The 15,245-nt window shown below is 60.1% G+C and carries 13 protein-coding genes; 7 read left to right on the top strand and 6 right to left on the bottom strand.

What is annotated here, in order from left to right:
* Positions 1-58: 58 nt before the first annotated feature.
* The 4 genes from xylB to FHT92_RS22270 form a co-directional block, all read right to left on the bottom strand.
* Positions 59-1,513: a xylulokinase gene (xylB, locus tag FHT92_RS22285; RefSeq protein ID WP_183829404.1), complete on the bottom strand. Its 1,455-nt coding sequence runs from the start codon at positions 1,511-1,513 to the stop codon at positions 59-61.
* Between the two features lie 21 nt (positions 1,514-1,534).
* A complete protein-coding gene (locus FHT92_RS22280) occupies positions 1,535-2,560 on the bottom strand; it encodes a LacI family DNA-binding transcriptional regulator (RefSeq protein ID WP_183829401.1) in 1,026 nt (341 codons plus the stop codon).
* 151 nt (positions 2,561-2,711) lie between these two features.
* The gene (locus tag FHT92_RS22275) at positions 2,712-4,313 is read right to left on the bottom strand and encodes a DHA2 family efflux MFS transporter permease subunit (protein WP_183829398.1); all 1,602 of its coding nucleotides are present in this window, start codon (positions 4,311-4,313) and stop codon (positions 2,712-2,714) included.
* Between the two features lie 28 nt (positions 4,314-4,341).
* Positions 4,342-5,550: an HlyD family secretion protein gene (locus tag FHT92_RS22270; protein WP_183829395.1), complete on the bottom strand. Its 1,209-nt coding sequence runs from the start codon at positions 5,548-5,550 to the stop codon at positions 4,342-4,344.
* A 152-nt stretch (positions 5,551-5,702) separates the two neighbouring features.
* On the opposite strand from FHT92_RS22270, the gene FHT92_RS22265 reads away from it, so the two are divergent.
* The 5 genes from FHT92_RS22265 (at position 5,703) to lysS (ending at position 11,513) form a co-directional block, all read left to right on the top strand.
* Positions 5,703-6,383, top strand: coding sequence for a TetR/AcrR family transcriptional regulator (locus tag FHT92_RS22265; protein ID WP_183748523.1), 681 nt, complete (start codon positions 5,703-5,705; stop codon positions 6,381-6,383).
* Positions 6,384-6,488: 105 nt separating this feature from the next.
* Positions 6,489-7,328, top strand: a complete 840-nt coding sequence (locus FHT92_RS22260; protein ID WP_183829392.1) for an AraC family transcriptional regulator — start codon at positions 6,489-6,491, stop codon at positions 7,326-7,328.
* A 101-nt stretch (positions 7,329-7,429) separates the two neighbouring features.
* Positions 7,430-8,179 carry a TerC family protein gene (locus FHT92_RS22255; protein WP_183748521.1) on the top strand — a complete coding sequence of 250 codons (750 nt, stop codon included), beginning with the start codon at positions 7,430-7,432 and terminating at the stop codon, positions 8,177-8,179.
* 360 nt (positions 8,180-8,539) lie between these two features.
* Positions 8,540-9,994 (top strand): glutamate--tRNA ligase, encoded by a 1,455-nt coding sequence (gltX, locus tag FHT92_RS22250; RefSeq protein ID WP_183748520.1) that lies wholly within the window; start codon positions 8,540-8,542, stop codon positions 9,992-9,994.
* 22 nt (positions 9,995-10,016) lie between these two features.
* The gene (gene lysS / locus FHT92_RS22245) at positions 10,017-11,513 is read left to right on the top strand and encodes a lysine--tRNA ligase (protein WP_183829389.1); all 1,497 of its coding nucleotides are present in this window, start codon (positions 10,017-10,019) and stop codon (positions 11,511-11,513) included.
* A 76-nt stretch (positions 11,514-11,589) separates the two neighbouring features.
* Here lysS and FHT92_RS22240 read toward each other — a convergent pair whose 3' ends face one another.
* Positions 11,590-12,342, bottom strand: coding sequence for an SDR family NAD(P)-dependent oxidoreductase (locus tag FHT92_RS22240; protein ID WP_183829386.1), 753 nt, complete (start codon positions 12,340-12,342; stop codon positions 11,590-11,592).
* 132 nt (positions 12,343-12,474) lie between these two features.
* On the opposite strand from FHT92_RS22240, the gene FHT92_RS22235 reads away from it, so the two are divergent.
* A complete protein-coding gene (locus FHT92_RS22235; RefSeq protein WP_183829382.1) occupies positions 12,475-13,365 on the top strand; it encodes an AraC family transcriptional regulator in 891 nt (296 codons plus the stop codon).
* Positions 13,366-13,377: 12 nt separating this feature from the next.
* On the opposite strand, the gene FHT92_RS22230 is transcribed toward FHT92_RS22235, so the two are convergent.
* Positions 13,378-14,100 carry a hypothetical protein gene (locus FHT92_RS22230; protein WP_183829379.1) on the bottom strand — a complete coding sequence of 241 codons (723 nt, stop codon included), beginning with the start codon at positions 14,098-14,100 and terminating at the stop codon, positions 13,378-13,380.
* A gap of 178 nt (positions 14,101-14,278) precedes the next feature.
* Here FHT92_RS22230 and FHT92_RS22225 point away from each other — a divergent pair, with 178 nt between their 5' ends.
* Positions 14,279-15,187, top strand: a complete 909-nt coding sequence (locus FHT92_RS22225; protein WP_183748517.1) for a LysR family transcriptional regulator — start codon at positions 14,279-14,281, stop codon at positions 15,185-15,187.
* The last annotated feature ends 58 nt before the right edge of the window (positions 15,188-15,245 follow it).

The following is a 15,245-nucleotide window of genomic DNA, read 5'->3' as shown; positions in this document are numbered from 1 at the left end:
GGGGTTCTCCTTGGGTTTGTCGTTCAGTTTTATCGTCGGTGCCGCGCGGCTGCAGTTCTCAATGCACCAGCGACTTGATCGCCGGGTAGGCGGAGCGGTAACGCTTGTAGGCATCTTCATAGGCGCCGCTCAGCGCAGCGACCGGCTCGATCGTGCCGGCAGTGACCGGCGGCGTGCAGACGGCAACCGGATCAGCACCTGTTGCCGCAATCAGGCCAAGGCGGGCAGCACCGAAGGCGGCACCGAAATCGCCGTCGGCCGGCAGGTCGACGGGAACGCCGAGCGCGGTCGCAATCGAGGCGAGCCAGTAGCGTGACCGCGAACCGCCGCCGATAGCCGTGACGCGGGAAATATTCGTGCCCGCCGAGCGAAGCGCCTCAAGATTGTCGCGGATCGCGAAGGAGACGCCTTCCAGCACTGCCTGCGTCAACACCGCACGACTGCTTTCGTGCTCGAGACCGATGAAAGCGCCGCGGATGACCGCGTCATTGTGCGGCGTGCGCTCTCCCGAGAGGTAAGGAAGGAAGGTCACGCCGGTCGGCGCGTTCAGGCTTTCGCCGAGTTCGCCGGTGAGATCGGCGGCCGACTTGCCGGTGACCGACGAATGCCAGTTGAGGGCGTCGGTCGCCGACAGGATGACACCCATCTGGTGCCAGGTGTTCGGCAGCGCATGGCAGAAAGCATGGACGGCGCTTTCGGGTTTCGGCAGGTAGGCGGCATTGGCGGCAAAGAGAACGCCCGATGTGCCGAGCGAAACGAAGGCAGCGCCATCGCTGACGGTGCCCATGCCGCAGGCCGAAGCTGCATTGTCACCAGCACCGCCGGCAACAATGACATCGCTGGAAATACCCCAGGCGGAAGCAAGGACGGCGCGCAGTTTGCCACCTTGTTCGGTGCCTTCGACAAGCCTCGGCATCTGCTTCTCATCGAGATTGGTCGCAGCCAGAAGCTCCGACGACCAGGCGCGCTTGCCGGTATCAAGCCAGGACGTGCCGGCCGAGTCGGACATCTCGGAGATATGCTCGCCGGTCAGCCAGAGGCGCAGATAGTCCTTCGGCAACAGAACCTTGGCAACCTTGGCGAAGATCTCGGGCTCGTTCTTGGCGACCCAGGCAAGCTTCGGTGCGGTGAAGCCGGGAAAAACGATATTGCCGGTCAGCTTGCGGAAGCGCGGATCGGCATCGAGGGCCGCAGCCTCGACATGGGAGCGCGTGTCGTTCCAGAGGATGCAGGGACGCAGCACCTTATCGGAGGCGTCGAGCAAAGTCGCGCCGTGCATCTGGCCGGAGAGGCCGATGCCCTTGACGGCGGCAAGCTCCTTCGGATGTTTGGCCTTGAGGCCGGCGACAGCCGCTTCCGTGGCCCGGACCCAATGGGCCGGCTCCTGTTCGGACCAGCCGGAATGCGGACGCGAGACGTCGAGCGAACCATTGGCAGAGCCGATGATCTTCTGATCGCCGTCGATCAGCATCGCCTTGACGCCCGAAGTTCCGAGATCGAGACCGAGATACATGTGGTATTTCTCCCTTTGCCGTTACGGCAGATTGTCTTTCAGGAATATGTCGAGGCGAATGCGCTCCTGCGCATCGATGACGGCAAGCCCGTCCGCCTTTGCCTTGAGAACACGGATCGCGCTGCGCACCTCATGGCCGGCATCCTGGTTGAGGATTGCGTCGATAGTGCCGTCGAGCAGCGCAGCGCGCGTATGGACGGTCAATTCATGGGCAATCACCGTCAGCGTCCTGTCGACAGCCTTTTCCTTTAGCGCCCGGACCAGACCACGATTACCGGCACCGAGGCTGTAAATGCCGATGATGCCGTCGTTCTTCCCAAGCGCATCGGCAATCAGCATGTGTGCAACTTCAGGGTCGTCCCGGCCTTCCAGAACCGATAACAGGTGGAGCGCTGGAAATTCCTGAGCCATGACGGCAGAGAAGCCTTCCAGGCGCTCGCGATGGTCGCGTACCAGCATGGAACCGGCCAGAATGGCGATCTCGCCCTTGGCGGCGCCAAGGAAGCGTCCGAGCAGACGCGCAGCGGTGCGCCCCGCCGCAATATTGTCGACGCCGGCATAGTGGTGGCGCAGCGACCCTGTCAGATCGGAAACGAGCGTGACGACCGGAATGCCATCTTTTACCAATCGGTCGACGGCGGCGCGCACATCGGGCGCATCGGTCGCGACAAGCGCAACACCGGAGGGCTTTTCCGCAGCGAGCGCTTCCAGCTCACGCACCAGCGCCTGCGGATCGAAAGCGGGTACCTCGACGATGCGGATATCCGTACGCTCGGCGGCCGAGCGCGCCATCGCGGCGCGGATTTCAGCATTCAAGCCATGCATGAAGGAGTTGTCGCTGGCGGGCAGGATGAAGATCAGCGGATAGACGCGGCTCTTCGCGAGGTTTGCAGCGGCCACGTCGCGCACATAGCCGAGATCGCGGATCGCGGTTTCGACCTTCTCCCGCGTCACATGACGTACACCCGGCCGCTGGTTCAGAACCCGGTCCACAGTGGCAAGACTGACGCCCGCCGCAGCGGCGATATCATGAACGGTTGGCCTCATCGCTCCTCCTAGAGGAGACCATTAGCGCCAAATTTGATGTACGTAAATCAAAAAGTGGTGAGGCATACAGCCTGTTAAAAGGGCAAAGCCATCCATGCAGAAAACAGAAAGACCCTCCGAAGAGGGCCTTTCTTGCAATGACGGCCGGAGGTCAGTGGCCGCCACCGCCTCCACCGCCGCCTTGCGGCGCGGGTTTCTTGATCATGACGACGCCGAGGATCATCGCCAGGAAAAGCACTGTCAGCATCAGGAAGATGTCGCTGAACGAAAGGATCATTGCCTGCCGCGTGGCAAGGCCGACCATCTGCTTGACTGCAACATTGGCACCATCCAGACCCCAATTATTGAAGTTTGCGGTCATATTGTTCATCTGGTCGATTGCGGCCGTGTTGCCCCAATGGATGTTTTCGCGCAGCCGCTCGTAATGCACGTCCTGGCGGCTGGTCAGCACGGTGTTGATGACGGCGAGGCCAACGGCGCCGCCGAGGTTACGCGTCAGGTTAAAGAGGCCGGATGCGCCGCGGATACGCTGCGGCGGCAGGGTGCCAAGCGCGATGTTGTTGATCGGCACCATGCACATCATCAGGCCGAAGCCGCGCAGGATCTGCGGGATGAAGAGTTCGTAGAAGTCCCAATCCTGCGTCAGATGCGTCATGATGTAGGTGCCGGCCGCAAAGCTTACGAAACCGATCGCCATCATGAAACGCAGGTCGAGCTTGGTCGACAGCCGGCCGGCAATCGGCGCGGTGAAGAACATCGCAAGGCCCGAGACGAACATCGTCTCGCCGATCATCTGCGAATCGTAGCCGCGGATACGGCCGAGATAGACCGGATAGATATAAGTGAGCCCGTAAAGGCCGATGCCCATGACGAAGGAAAAGACCGAGCCGAAGGAAAAATTTCGGTTCGAGAAAGCCGTCAGGTCGACGACAGGGAATTCCACGGTGAAGGCCCGATAGAAGAAGACGATACAAGCAACGGCCGACGCGACAGCACCCATGACGATGTAGTTGTCGTTGAACCAGTCGTTCGAATTGCCTTCTTCCAGCACATATTCCAGTGCGCCGAGAAAGATACCCATGGCAATCAGCCCGGACCAGTCGAACTTCTTGAAGAGCGACAGTTCCGGTTTGTCGAAATCGATGAAATTCCAGGTAACGAGCGTGACGATGATACCGGGAACGATATTAACCAGGAACAGCCAGTGCCAGGAGAAGGCGTGGCTGAGATACCCCCCGACCGTTGGGCCGATGGTCGGCGCCAACGTGGCGATGAGGCCGATGATCGGCGAGACGATGGCGCGCTTTGACGGCGGGAAGATCGTAAAGGCGGCAGCAAAGACCGAGGGAATCATTCCGCCGCCGATGAAGCCCTGGAGGACGCGGTAGACGATCATCTGGTCGATATTCGTCGCTGTCGCTGCAAGCGCGCTCGAGATGGTGAAGCCCGCCGCCGAAATCGCGAAAAGGTAACGTGTCGAGATGATGCGCGCGAGCGTACCCGACAGCGGGATCATGATGACTTCCGCGATCAGATAGGCTGTCTGCACCCAGCCGATTTCATCGGTACCGGCAGAAAGGCCGGCCTGGATTTCGGCAAGCGAGGCGGAGACGATCTGGATGTCGAGGATCGACATGAACATGCCGAGCACCATCGCAAAGAAGGCGATGAGCTTCTTCGGATCCATGCGATCGGCGGCATGCGCAGGCGCTGCCGGGATCGAACCTGCCGTTGCTGTCGCACTCCCGGCCATGGGACTACCTCCGCCCTAAGGGCTTGACTTACTTCACCGGCGCCGTGCGGGTGTCGACGTCGACCACGACGCTGAGACCGGCACGCAAACGACCGCTATCAAGCGCATCCTGCGGCAAGGCGATGCGAACGGGCACGCGCTGAATGATCTTGGTGAAGTTGCCGGTCGCATTCTCCGGAGGCAGCATCGAGAAGACCGAGCCGGAAGCCGGCGAGATCGATTCGACAGTGCCGACGACAGGATAATCGCTGTAGGCATCCACATGGACGTTCACCTTAGAGCCGGCAACGAGATGCTGGATCTGCGTTTCCTTGAAGTTGGCGTCGATATAGAGCTGGCGGGTCGGCACGAGTGCCATCAGCCGCTGGCCGGGCGAAACGAGATCGCCTTCCTGAACCGAACGATTGCCGACGACGCCATCATAGGGCGCCTTCAGCACCGTGAAGGAAAGGTCGCGGGCGGCCTTGTCGCGCTGGATTTCCAGCGTGCGCACCGAACCCTCGGCTTCCTTGCGCTGGGCTTCGAGGATGGCGATATTAGCCTGGGCAGCAACGATATTGGCATCGCCGCCGGCAAGGTTTGCCTTCGCCTGATCGAGAGCCGTATTCGCATCATCGAGATCTGCAGTGGTGCCGACCGACTTCGCCTGCAGGTCGCTCTGGCGCTTCTGCTTGATCTCTGCGCCGCGCACGGTGGCTTCGAGGGCAGTCTTCTGGGCCTGGGCCTGCACGAGGCTTGCCCTGGCGCCTTCGATCTGCGCATCGATGCGGCTGAGCGACAACTGCTCGGTTTCGATCTGAGCATTGGCCTGGTCGAGGGCGTTCTGGTAGTCGCCGTTATCAAGGGCAGCGAGAACGTCGCCTGCCTTGACTTCCTGGTTGGCGACAACATTCACCTTCGCGACGTAGCCGGTGACCTTCGGCGAGATCGTTGCGATATCGCCCTCGATATAGGCGTCGTCGGTCGACACCAGGAAGCGGCCATTCGTCCACCATTCATAGCCGTACCAGCCGGCGCCGGCCAGCAGCGCCAGCACGACGACGGGCAGCACGAAGCTCCGGCGCTTCTTCGGAGCAGCGGCGACCGGAGCGACAGCAGGCGACGACTGCGCAGGAGCCGTCTGCGGTGCCTCAGCCTTCAGGGCTTCAGCGGGAGCTGCAGCTTCCGCTTTTACCTCTTCCGCGCCAGCATTTTCGCTGACGATGCGCGCGACGTTGCTTTTCTGGTTTGTCGACATGGACAGGCTACCGATCTGGAGTAAAATAATCGAACTGAACGGTTCGGTTCAGTTGACATAAAGCGTTTTTAACTTCATATCAAGATGCATAGAACCAATCGGTTCGATTTCTTTGAACGAAGACACGAATTCGCCAAGACGGTTAAGGAGACATGACACTGAAGCCCGAGGACATCGCCGTATTCAGCCCGCCCAACCCGGGAGGCCGCTTTGCTGCCGGCGAGGATCCTGCCAAGCGCCAGCAGATTCTTGATGGTGCCCGGCGCGTGTTCATGAAAATGGGCTTCGATGCGGCCAGCATGAACGATGTGACTCGCGAGGCCGGCGTTTCCAAGGGAACGCTCTATGTCTACTTCGCCAACAAGGAGGAACTCTTCCACGCTATGGTCGAGAGCGAGCGCGCCGCCTTTGTTGCGGCCGTGCGCACGGTCCTTGCCGAGCATGACGATATCGAGGCCGGCTTGTACGAATTCGGAATAACCTTCGTCACCCACATGACCGAAGACAAGGTCATTGATGCCATGCGCACCGTGCTCGGCGTACGCGAGCGCATGCCCCTTCTCTGTCAACGCTTCTTCAAGGGGCCGCAGAACCTTCGCACCATCATGCACGACTTCTTGGAGCGGCATGTGCAGGCCGGTACCCTGAAGATAGACGATATCGATCTCGCCGCCGGCCAGTTCCTCGATCTTGCAAGCGGCAGCTTCTTCAAGCTGCGTCTCTTCGGCAACATGGAAGGCCCGCCGCCGCGCAACGAGATTGAGCGCGTCATCCGCGGCGCGATCTACGTCTTCATGGCAGCCTATGGCGTGCATAAACACGAGCCGGCCTGATCCTCATCTCTATCCCGATTGGTTTTCTGCCGGATTTGCGCAATAGCGATCAAATCCGGCCGTCGCATTTGCGCTAGCAATGAGACGGCAACCAAGGGAGAAGAGATGAGCGCCATCGGACGGGCGATATGGTTCATCGAGAGCCATTTCGAAACCGATATAAGCCTCGACGAGATCGCGGAAGCCGCCGGATTGTCACGCTATCATCTGTCGCGCGTCTTCGGTCTTGTGACCGGCCATTCGATTAGCGGCTATATCCGCGCACGGCGTTTGAGTGGCGCCGCGCTGTCTCTCATCTCAGGCTCATCCAGCATTCTCGAGGTTGCCCTCGAGGCGGGCTACGGCTCGCACGAAGCTTTCACCCGTGCCTTCCGCGACCAGTTCGGCATGACACCGGAGGCTGTGCGCCGGCAAGGGCACATTCGCAACCTCGCTTTGATGGAGCCTATCAGGATGAAAACCGCAAGCCTTACCGATCTCGAACCACCGCGTTTCGAAACCCTTCAGCCGATGCTTTTTGCCGGCCTGCAGGAAACCTATGCTTATGGCGGCAATGCTGCGATCCCCTCGCTCTGGCAGAAGTTTAACCAGCATTTCGGCAATATCCCGAACCAGAAGGGCAATGTCGCCTACGGGATCTGCACGCATATCGACGGCGAGACCGAGAAATTCCGTTACATGGCGGCCGTCGAAGTATCCGATGCTGACGATCTGCCGGATGGCTTTGCAACACTGAAGCTGCCGGCCCAGCGCTACGCCGTCTTCTCCCACCGCGGGCATGTTTCCGGCATACCGGCCACAATGGACCTGATCTTCGGCAACTGGTGGCCGACTTCGGGTCTCGAACATGGTAGCATGCCCGACATGTTCGAACGCTATGATGACCGCTTCGATCCTCATACGGGGATGGGGCTGACGGAAATCTGGCTGCCGATCAAGGAATAAAACCCCGATCGTTTTCGTATACCCCCTTGCGGTGCTTGCCCGGCAGGCCCGTAGCGATAGATTGTTCGCGTCCTTAGGTGACGCAAAGGGGAAATACGCCGATGCAGGATATCATGACGCTCATTCAGGACCCGGCTGCCTGGGTGGCGCTTGTCACGCTCGTGGTGATGGAAGTGGTTCTCGGGATAGACAACCTAATCTTCATCTCCATCCTCACCAACAAGCTGCCGCCCGAGCATCGGGAAAGAGCCCGCAAGACCGGTATCGCCCTTGCTCTCGTCATGCGTCTTGCCCTGCTCGGCACGGTCGCCTGGATCGTTCAGCTTACCGAACCGCTCTTCGAGCTTTTCGGCCACGGCTTCTCCTGGAAGGATCTCATCCTGATCGCCGGCGGTCTCTTCCTTGTCTGGAAGGCCACCAAGGAAATCCATCACAATGTCGATCCGGAGGATCATCAGGAGAATTTCATTGCCGGCAAGACGGGCACGAGCTTCGCCTCGGCGATCGGCCAGATCCTTCTGCTCGATCTCGTCTTCTCGGTGGACAGCATCATCACCGCCGTCGGCATGACGCCGCATCTGCCGATCATGATCGTCGCCGTCATTGCCGCTGTCACGGTCATGCTCGTCGCCGCAACGCCGCTCGCCAATTTCATCGAGCGCAATCCGACGATCGTCATGCTGGCACTGGCGTTCCTGCTGATGATCGGCACGACCCTGATCGCCGACGGTATGGGCTTCCACGTGCCGAAGGGCTATGTCTACGCCGCCATGGCCTTCTCGGCCCTCGTCGAGGTGCTGAATATGTTTGCAAGAAACGCGCGCCGGCGAAAGCGCGAGGGCGGCCACTAAGGCCGTCTATCCATCTGAGACCCAATCGTCGTCTCCGCCTTACTCGGTAAGGCGGAGGTTCTTCTGCGCACTGGCGGCCTTGCTGAAAAGCACAGACATCGCCTGCTTCATGTCGTCGGGCTTCACCTCGAAGAACAGATCATCCGAAGCGGCCGCCGGAGAGGCCGGAAGAAGCCCGCCAAAAGCGGTTTTTCTTGACGCGCCCTTTTGAATATGGCCTAAGCGCAACCATCAGGATAATCGGCGGATTATGCGGGCAGACGCCTTCCTCCAGCCGATTTCCAATAGATATCTGCATTCTCCAGGCCGGACGTCGCTTTCGCTGAAAAGCCGCTCGGCATTCATTGACGGGCACATAAAATGACAGCTTCCGGCGTCCGCGTCCGCATCGCTCCCTCGCCGACCGGCGAGCCGCATGTCGGCACCGCTTACATCGCTCTCTTCAACTATCTCTTTGCCAAGAAGCACGGTGGCGAGTTCATCCTGCGCATCGAGGATACCGACGCGACGCGCTCGACCCCTGAATTCGAAACGAAAGTGCTGGATGCGCTGAAGTGGTGCGGGCTGGAATGGAAGGAAGGCCCCGATATCGGCGGCCCCTACGGCCCCTATCGCCAGTCCGATCGCAAGGACATGTACCAGCCCTACGCGCAGGAGCTGCTGGACAAGGGCCATGCCTTCCGCTGTTTCTGCACGCCCGAGCGGCTGGAGCAGATGCGCGAGAGCCAGCGCGCTGCCGGCAAGCCGCCAAAATATGACGGTCTCTGCCTGACCCTCAAGGCCGAGGAAGTCACCTCTCGCATGGCGGCCGGTGAAACCACCGTCATCCGCATGAAGATCCCGACCGAAGGCTCGTGCGACTTCACCGACGGCGTCTATGGCGATGTGTCGATCCCGTGGGATTCCGTCGACATGCAGGTGCTGATCAAGGCTGACGGCATGCCGACCTATCATATGGCCAACGTCATCGACGACCATCTGATGAAGATCACTCATGTCGCGCGTGGTGAGGAATGGCTGGCCTCCGTGCCGAAGCACATTCTGCTCTATCGCTATTTCGGCTGGGACCAGCCGGTGTTCATGCATCTATCGCTGATGCGCAATGCCGACAAATCCAAACTGTCGAAGCGCAAGAACCCGACCTCGATTTCCTACTATTCCGCGCTCGGCTATATCCCCGAAGCGCTGATGAACTTCCTCGGCCTGTTCTTCATCCAGATCGCCGAAGGCGAAGAACTGCTTGATATGGACGAACTCTCGGAAAAGTTCGACCCGGAAAACCTATCCAAGGCCGGCGCGATCTTCGACATCCAGAAGCTCGACTGGCTGAACGGCCGCTGGATTCGCGAAAAGCTGTCGGAAGAGGATTTCCGCGCTCGCGTGCTGACCTGGGCGATGGAAAACGACCGCCTGATGGCCGGCCTGCGCCTGTCGCAGACGCGCATTTCCAAGCTCGGCGAACTGCCGGATCTCGCAGGCTTCTTGCTGAAGTCCGATCTCGGCCTGCAGCCGTCGGATTTCGCCAAGATCAAGTCGCCGCCGGAAGAGATCCTGGAGATCCTCAACACCGTTCAGCCGGATCTCGAAAAAATCCTCGAATGGAATGTCGAGACGATCGAAGCTGAATTGCGTGCCGTCGCCGACCGCATGGGCAAGAAGCTGAAGGTCGTGGTAGCTCCTCTCTTCGTGGCCGTTTCCGGCTCGTCGCGCTCGCTGCCGCTCTTTGATTCCATGGCGATCCTCGGCCGTTCGGTCGTGCGCCAGCGCCTGAAGCTCGCCGCGCAGGCCGTCGCAGCCCTCGTCGGCTCGAAGTAAGAACTGTCAGAGGAATTCGACAATGGCTGACAAAAAGACCGAAAGCACCCTTTCCTCTGACGCAACGGAAGTGCGCGCCCAGAAGCTGAAGCTGCTGCGCGAGCAGATCGGCGACGTCTATCCGGCACATTTCCACCGGACGATGACCAATGCCGAATTGGCCGCGAAATACGAGGGCCTGGAACCCGACGTCGAGACGCAGGATGTCGTGACCGTTGCCGGCCGCGTCTACTCGTCGCGCAACTCCGGCATGTTCATGGACATCCACGATGCCGGCGGCAAGATCCAGATTTTCAGTCACAAGGATACGACCCCGGAAGAGGCCCGCGCGCTTCTGCCAATGATCGACATCGGCGACATTATTGGCGTCACCGGCATCGTGCGCCGCACCAAGCGCGGCGAGCTGACGATCAACGCTCAGAAAATCGAGATGCTGACGAAGTCGCTGCTGCCGATGCCCGAAAAGTGGCACGGCCTGTCAGACATCGAGCTGCGCTACCGCAAGCGCCACCTCGACATCATGACCAACGAGGAATCGAAGCTGCGCTTCCAGCAGCGTTCGAAGATCCTCTCCGGCATCCGCCGCTTCATGGAAGACGACGGCTTCATGGAAGTCGAAACGCCGATGCTGCACTCGGTCTACGGCGGCGCCACCGCCGAGCCATTCAAGACGCATCACAACACGCTGAAGCTCGACATGTACCTGCGCATCGCGCCGGAACTGTTCCTGAAGCGCACATTGGTTTCGGGCCTCACCGACAAGGTGTTCGAGATCAACCGTAACTTCCGCAATGAAGGCGTCTCCACCCGGCACAATCCGGAATTCACCATGATGGAGTGCTACTGGGCCTATGCCGACTACGAGGACATCATGGACCTCGTCGAGCGGCTGTTCGAGAGCTTAGCGCTCTCGATCCATGGCACGACGGAATTCCCCTTCGGCGACAAGACCATGTCGTTCAAGGGACCGTTCAAGCGCGTTCCGATGCCTGATGCCGTCAAGGAAGTCACCGGCATCGACTTCCTGGCGATGAAGACCGACGAGGAAGCCCGCGCTGCTGCAAAGGCTGCGGGATTCGAGGTCGAGAAGGACTGGACCTGGGGCGAGTGCCTAGCCTTCATCTTCGAAGAGAAGGTCGAGCAGACGCTGATCCAGCCGTCGCATGTCACGCATTTCCCGAAGGACATCTCGCCTTTCGCCAAGGAAGTCCCTGGCGAGCCGCGCCTCGTCGAACGTTTCGAGACCTATTGCAACGCCTGGGAACTCGGCAACGCCTTCTCCGAACTCAACGATCCGGAAGAGCAGCGCCGCCGCATGGTAGAGCAGCTCGAGCAGGCCCATGCCCGCGGCGAGAAGGCAAAACAGCTCGACGAGGAATTCCTCGATGCAATCGACCAGGGCATGCCGCCAGCAGGCGGCCTCGGCATCGGCGTTGACCGCCTGATCATGCTGCTTACCAACGCGCCGTCGATCCGCGACGTCATTCTCTTCCCGGCTCGCCGTAGCAAGGCTGACTGAGAAACGAATTGCCTGAACGTCAAAACGGAGCGCCCGAAAGGACGCTCCGTTTTCGTTTGTCTGAGAGGCCCTTCCTTCAGATCATGTATCCGCCAGCAACCTCGATCGTTTGCGCGTTGATCCAGGCACCGTCTTCGGACGCCAGCATGGCGATCACCCGGCCGACATCGTCGGATTCTCCGATACGGCCGAGTGCCGTCTGCGAGGCAAGCAGCGCCGCAAATTCCGGGTTTTTGTCCAGCGCGGCATCAGCCAGATTGGTGCGAATAGCGCCAGGCGAGACCGCATTGGCGCGGATCCTGCGGTTGCCGAACTCCTTCGCCTGATACCGCGTCAAGGTCTCAAGCCCAGATTTGAGAGCGGCATAAGGCGCCACACCGTCGGTTGCGACACGCACCGAGGCGCTCGTCACATTGAGGATCACGCCACCATCCACCATCAGCGGCAATAGCGCCTGCGTCAGGAAAAACGGGCCCTTGAGGTGCACGTTCATCAGCGCGTCGAACTGGTCGGTCGTCACCGTCTCTATCAGATTGAACATGCCGAACCCGGCATTGTTGACGAGGCAATCGAAATCACTGCGGCCCCAATAGGTGGAAAGCAGTCGCTTGACCTCCTCCACGAAGGACGGAAAACTTGCGGCATCGCCGACATCCAAAGCCAGCGCGACCGCCTGGCCGCCCGCCGCCTTGATCTCGGCCACAGCTTCATCGGCGCCGGGCTTGTGGCTGTTGTAGGTCAGGATGACCCCCATGCCGCGCCGCGCGCATTCCTGAGCTGCCGATTGACCGATGCCCCGGCTGCCACCGGTAATGATTGCGATTTTCATCTGTGTCTCCTTGCTTTTGATGGCCGGAAGCTAGGGGAAACGGGAGGCCGCTACTCCGCCGGAAACTGCCTCGTTCTTGCCTATTCCTGCTTTTGTCTTGCGCGCAATGACGAGCTACGTCAGGATTCCCCTATGCAGACAATGCTCGAAGAGATGCGCCGCCTGACGGCCCGCGCCGAAAACCGCCCGACGGAAACCGGCATACCCGGCATATTGATGGTCAGGGGAGAGATCCCTGAGCACAGGCTCGGGGCGATCTATGAGCCGATGGTCAACCTGATTGTGGATGGCGGCAAGACGCTTACCATCGCCGGCCAGGACTATTATTACGACCCCTCCACCTATTTCGTCATCTCGGTGGATATGCCCGCAACTGGCAAAGTGCAGCAAGCCGGTCTCGACAGGCCCTATGTCGGTGTCAGTCTGTCGCTTGATCCGGCAAGGGTGGCAGCCCTTCTCATCGACCTCCCGCCACAGACCTATCAGGAGGGGCAAGGCGGCGGTTATTCCGTCTGCCGCATGACGCCGGAACTTCTCAGTGCCTGGCTGAGAATGCTGCAGCTCATGGAGCGGCCGCAGGATATCCCGGCTCTTGCGCCTGCTTATGAACGCGAAATCCTCTATCGCGTGCTGCAGGGGCCACAAGGCTGGATATTACGTGATATTGCGGCACCCGATAGCGCACTCTCGCGGATAAGACTCGCCATCCGCTGGGTACGCGATCATTACGCAGAGGCGGTCGAGGTCGAAAAGCTTGCCGGCCTCGCCTCGATGAGCGTGTCCGCCTTTCATCGCCATTTCAAGGCAGTGACGGCGATGAGCCCGATCCAGTTCCAGAAACGCATCCGATTGCTGCAGGCTCGCCAGCTTCTGATTGGCCAATCCGGAAATGCATCCTCGGTCGCCTACACCGTGGGCTATGAAAGCGCCTCGCAATTCAGCAGGGAATACGCACGCTTCTTCGGCCAGCCGCCGGCGCGCGATGCCTCACTGATAAGGGAAAATATCAAGCCTGCCGCCTGATCGTTTTCGGAACTAGTGGCCGCTCTTGACGGGCGGCTCCTCTGCGGGAGCGTCTCCTGCCGGAGTGGCCGCATCCTTGGCAGCCTGCTCTTGAGCAGACGGTTCCTCAGCCTCCTTGGGCGCAGCGCCCTTTTCCGGCTTGCTCTCTTTCTTGGTGGAAGCAACGGCCACCGGGTCGATGCAATCGGCCGGATCCTTGAGGCTCGCATTCAGCGCTGCGATCCGATCGTCTGCCAATTCGATACGTTCGCCGTAAAAAAGGCCCTGCTCACTCGCCTTGCCGTCGTAATAGCGGGCAGTATAGGGCTTGTCGTTGAGACCTTCGACCATCTTGTCGGGATGCGCGATATAGACCACGTCGGCGCCGATCGCCCGACCGCGAATATCTGAGCGCAGGGTCGGACCGTTCTCGTCGAGGACGACGACCTGCACCAGATCAGGCTTTTGTGCTTCATAGACGGCCTGGGCGACGCGCAACGCCGTCTTGATGCGCGTCATGCCGTCGACAGGTTCGGTCTTGATATATTTACGGACCCAGACATGATCCTGCTTCTTGATCGTAACGAGATTGACGTCGGTGCAGGCCACGCCATCGGCGGCTTCCTCGTCACCCAGCAGCCTGTCTTTACCGACATAGACCGCAGCACCGCCGGAAACGCCCGCCAACAGGGCGCTACCACCGATGATCAAAGCCAATTTCCGGGAAGGCCGGAACATGCGCAGTAAGGCCTTCACGCCAACTGCTCCGCCATCTGAAACTCCAACGCAATACAAGTGACTGTTAAGCTAGGGAAATGACGTTTCCGAATCTTTAAGTGGGCCTTCCGATTTTGTCTCGAAGTGGAAAAATACCAAAAAAGGTCCAGCTGCTCCCGCGCTTGCCAGAGCGCTCACACGCATGCTCTAAAATGCCATGGCCTTCACGCTTCGCCAGATCCAGTACTTCATCGCCGTTGCCGAACAGGGTTCGGTCACGCGCGCCGCGCAGAACCTGTCGATCTCCCAATCCTCGATAACGGAGGCGCTGAAAGAACTCGAAAACGACCTTGGCGTCGTGCTGTTCGAGCGTCACCCACGCGGGCTCTCGATCACCCACAACGGCCATCAGTTCCTGCGGCACGCCACGAAAATCCTGGCAACGGTTTCGGATGCCCGCACCAGCTTCTCCGGCCAGCGGAACATACCCTCCGGCACGCTCAATATCGGCGTCACCTCGCTCGTCGCCGGCTATGTGCTCTCGGATCTGCTGGCCCGCTATCGCCGCGCCTGCCCAGGCGTGGAGGTCAGCGCCATCGAGGACAATGGCAGTTACCTCGAACATTTGTTGATCGGCGGCGAACTGGATGTTGCCGTCATGGTGATTTCAAATCTGCGTGATCGCATGGCGCTGCAGGCCGAGATCCTCGAAACCTCACCCTATCGCCTCTGGCTGCCGATGGGTCATCCGCTGGTTTCGGCGGATATCATTTCCATTGCCGATATCGCCCGCGAGCCGCTGATCATGCTGACGGTAGATGAAATCGAGGAGAATACCGGCAAGTTGCTGACCGCGCTCGGCGCCCGGCCGCACGTCGCCTTCCGCACCCGCTCGGTGGAAGCGGTGCGCAGCTTGGTCGCGACAGGTGCGGGCGTAGCGCTCTTGCCCGATCTCGTCTATCGTCCGTGGTCACTGGAAGGCGACCGCATCGAAAGCCGCGACGTTTCCGGTTCTCTGCCTGTCGTGCAGGTGGGCATGGTCTGGCGCAAGGGCTCCAGCCTGCCGCAGGCGGCACGCGATTTCGTGGCCATCGCGGAAAATATGCGTTCGGGAAGATCTCGGTAGATATCGGAATTTCCGATATCGTCTTTCTGATAAATGAATTTGCGAAACCAGCCATTCC

It is taken from the genome of Rhizobium sp. BK377 (assembly GCF_014193935.1).
GTDB lineage: Bacteria > Pseudomonadota > Alphaproteobacteria > Rhizobiales > Rhizobiaceae > Rhizobium.
This window is presented reverse-complemented; position numbering and strand designations above follow the sequence as displayed.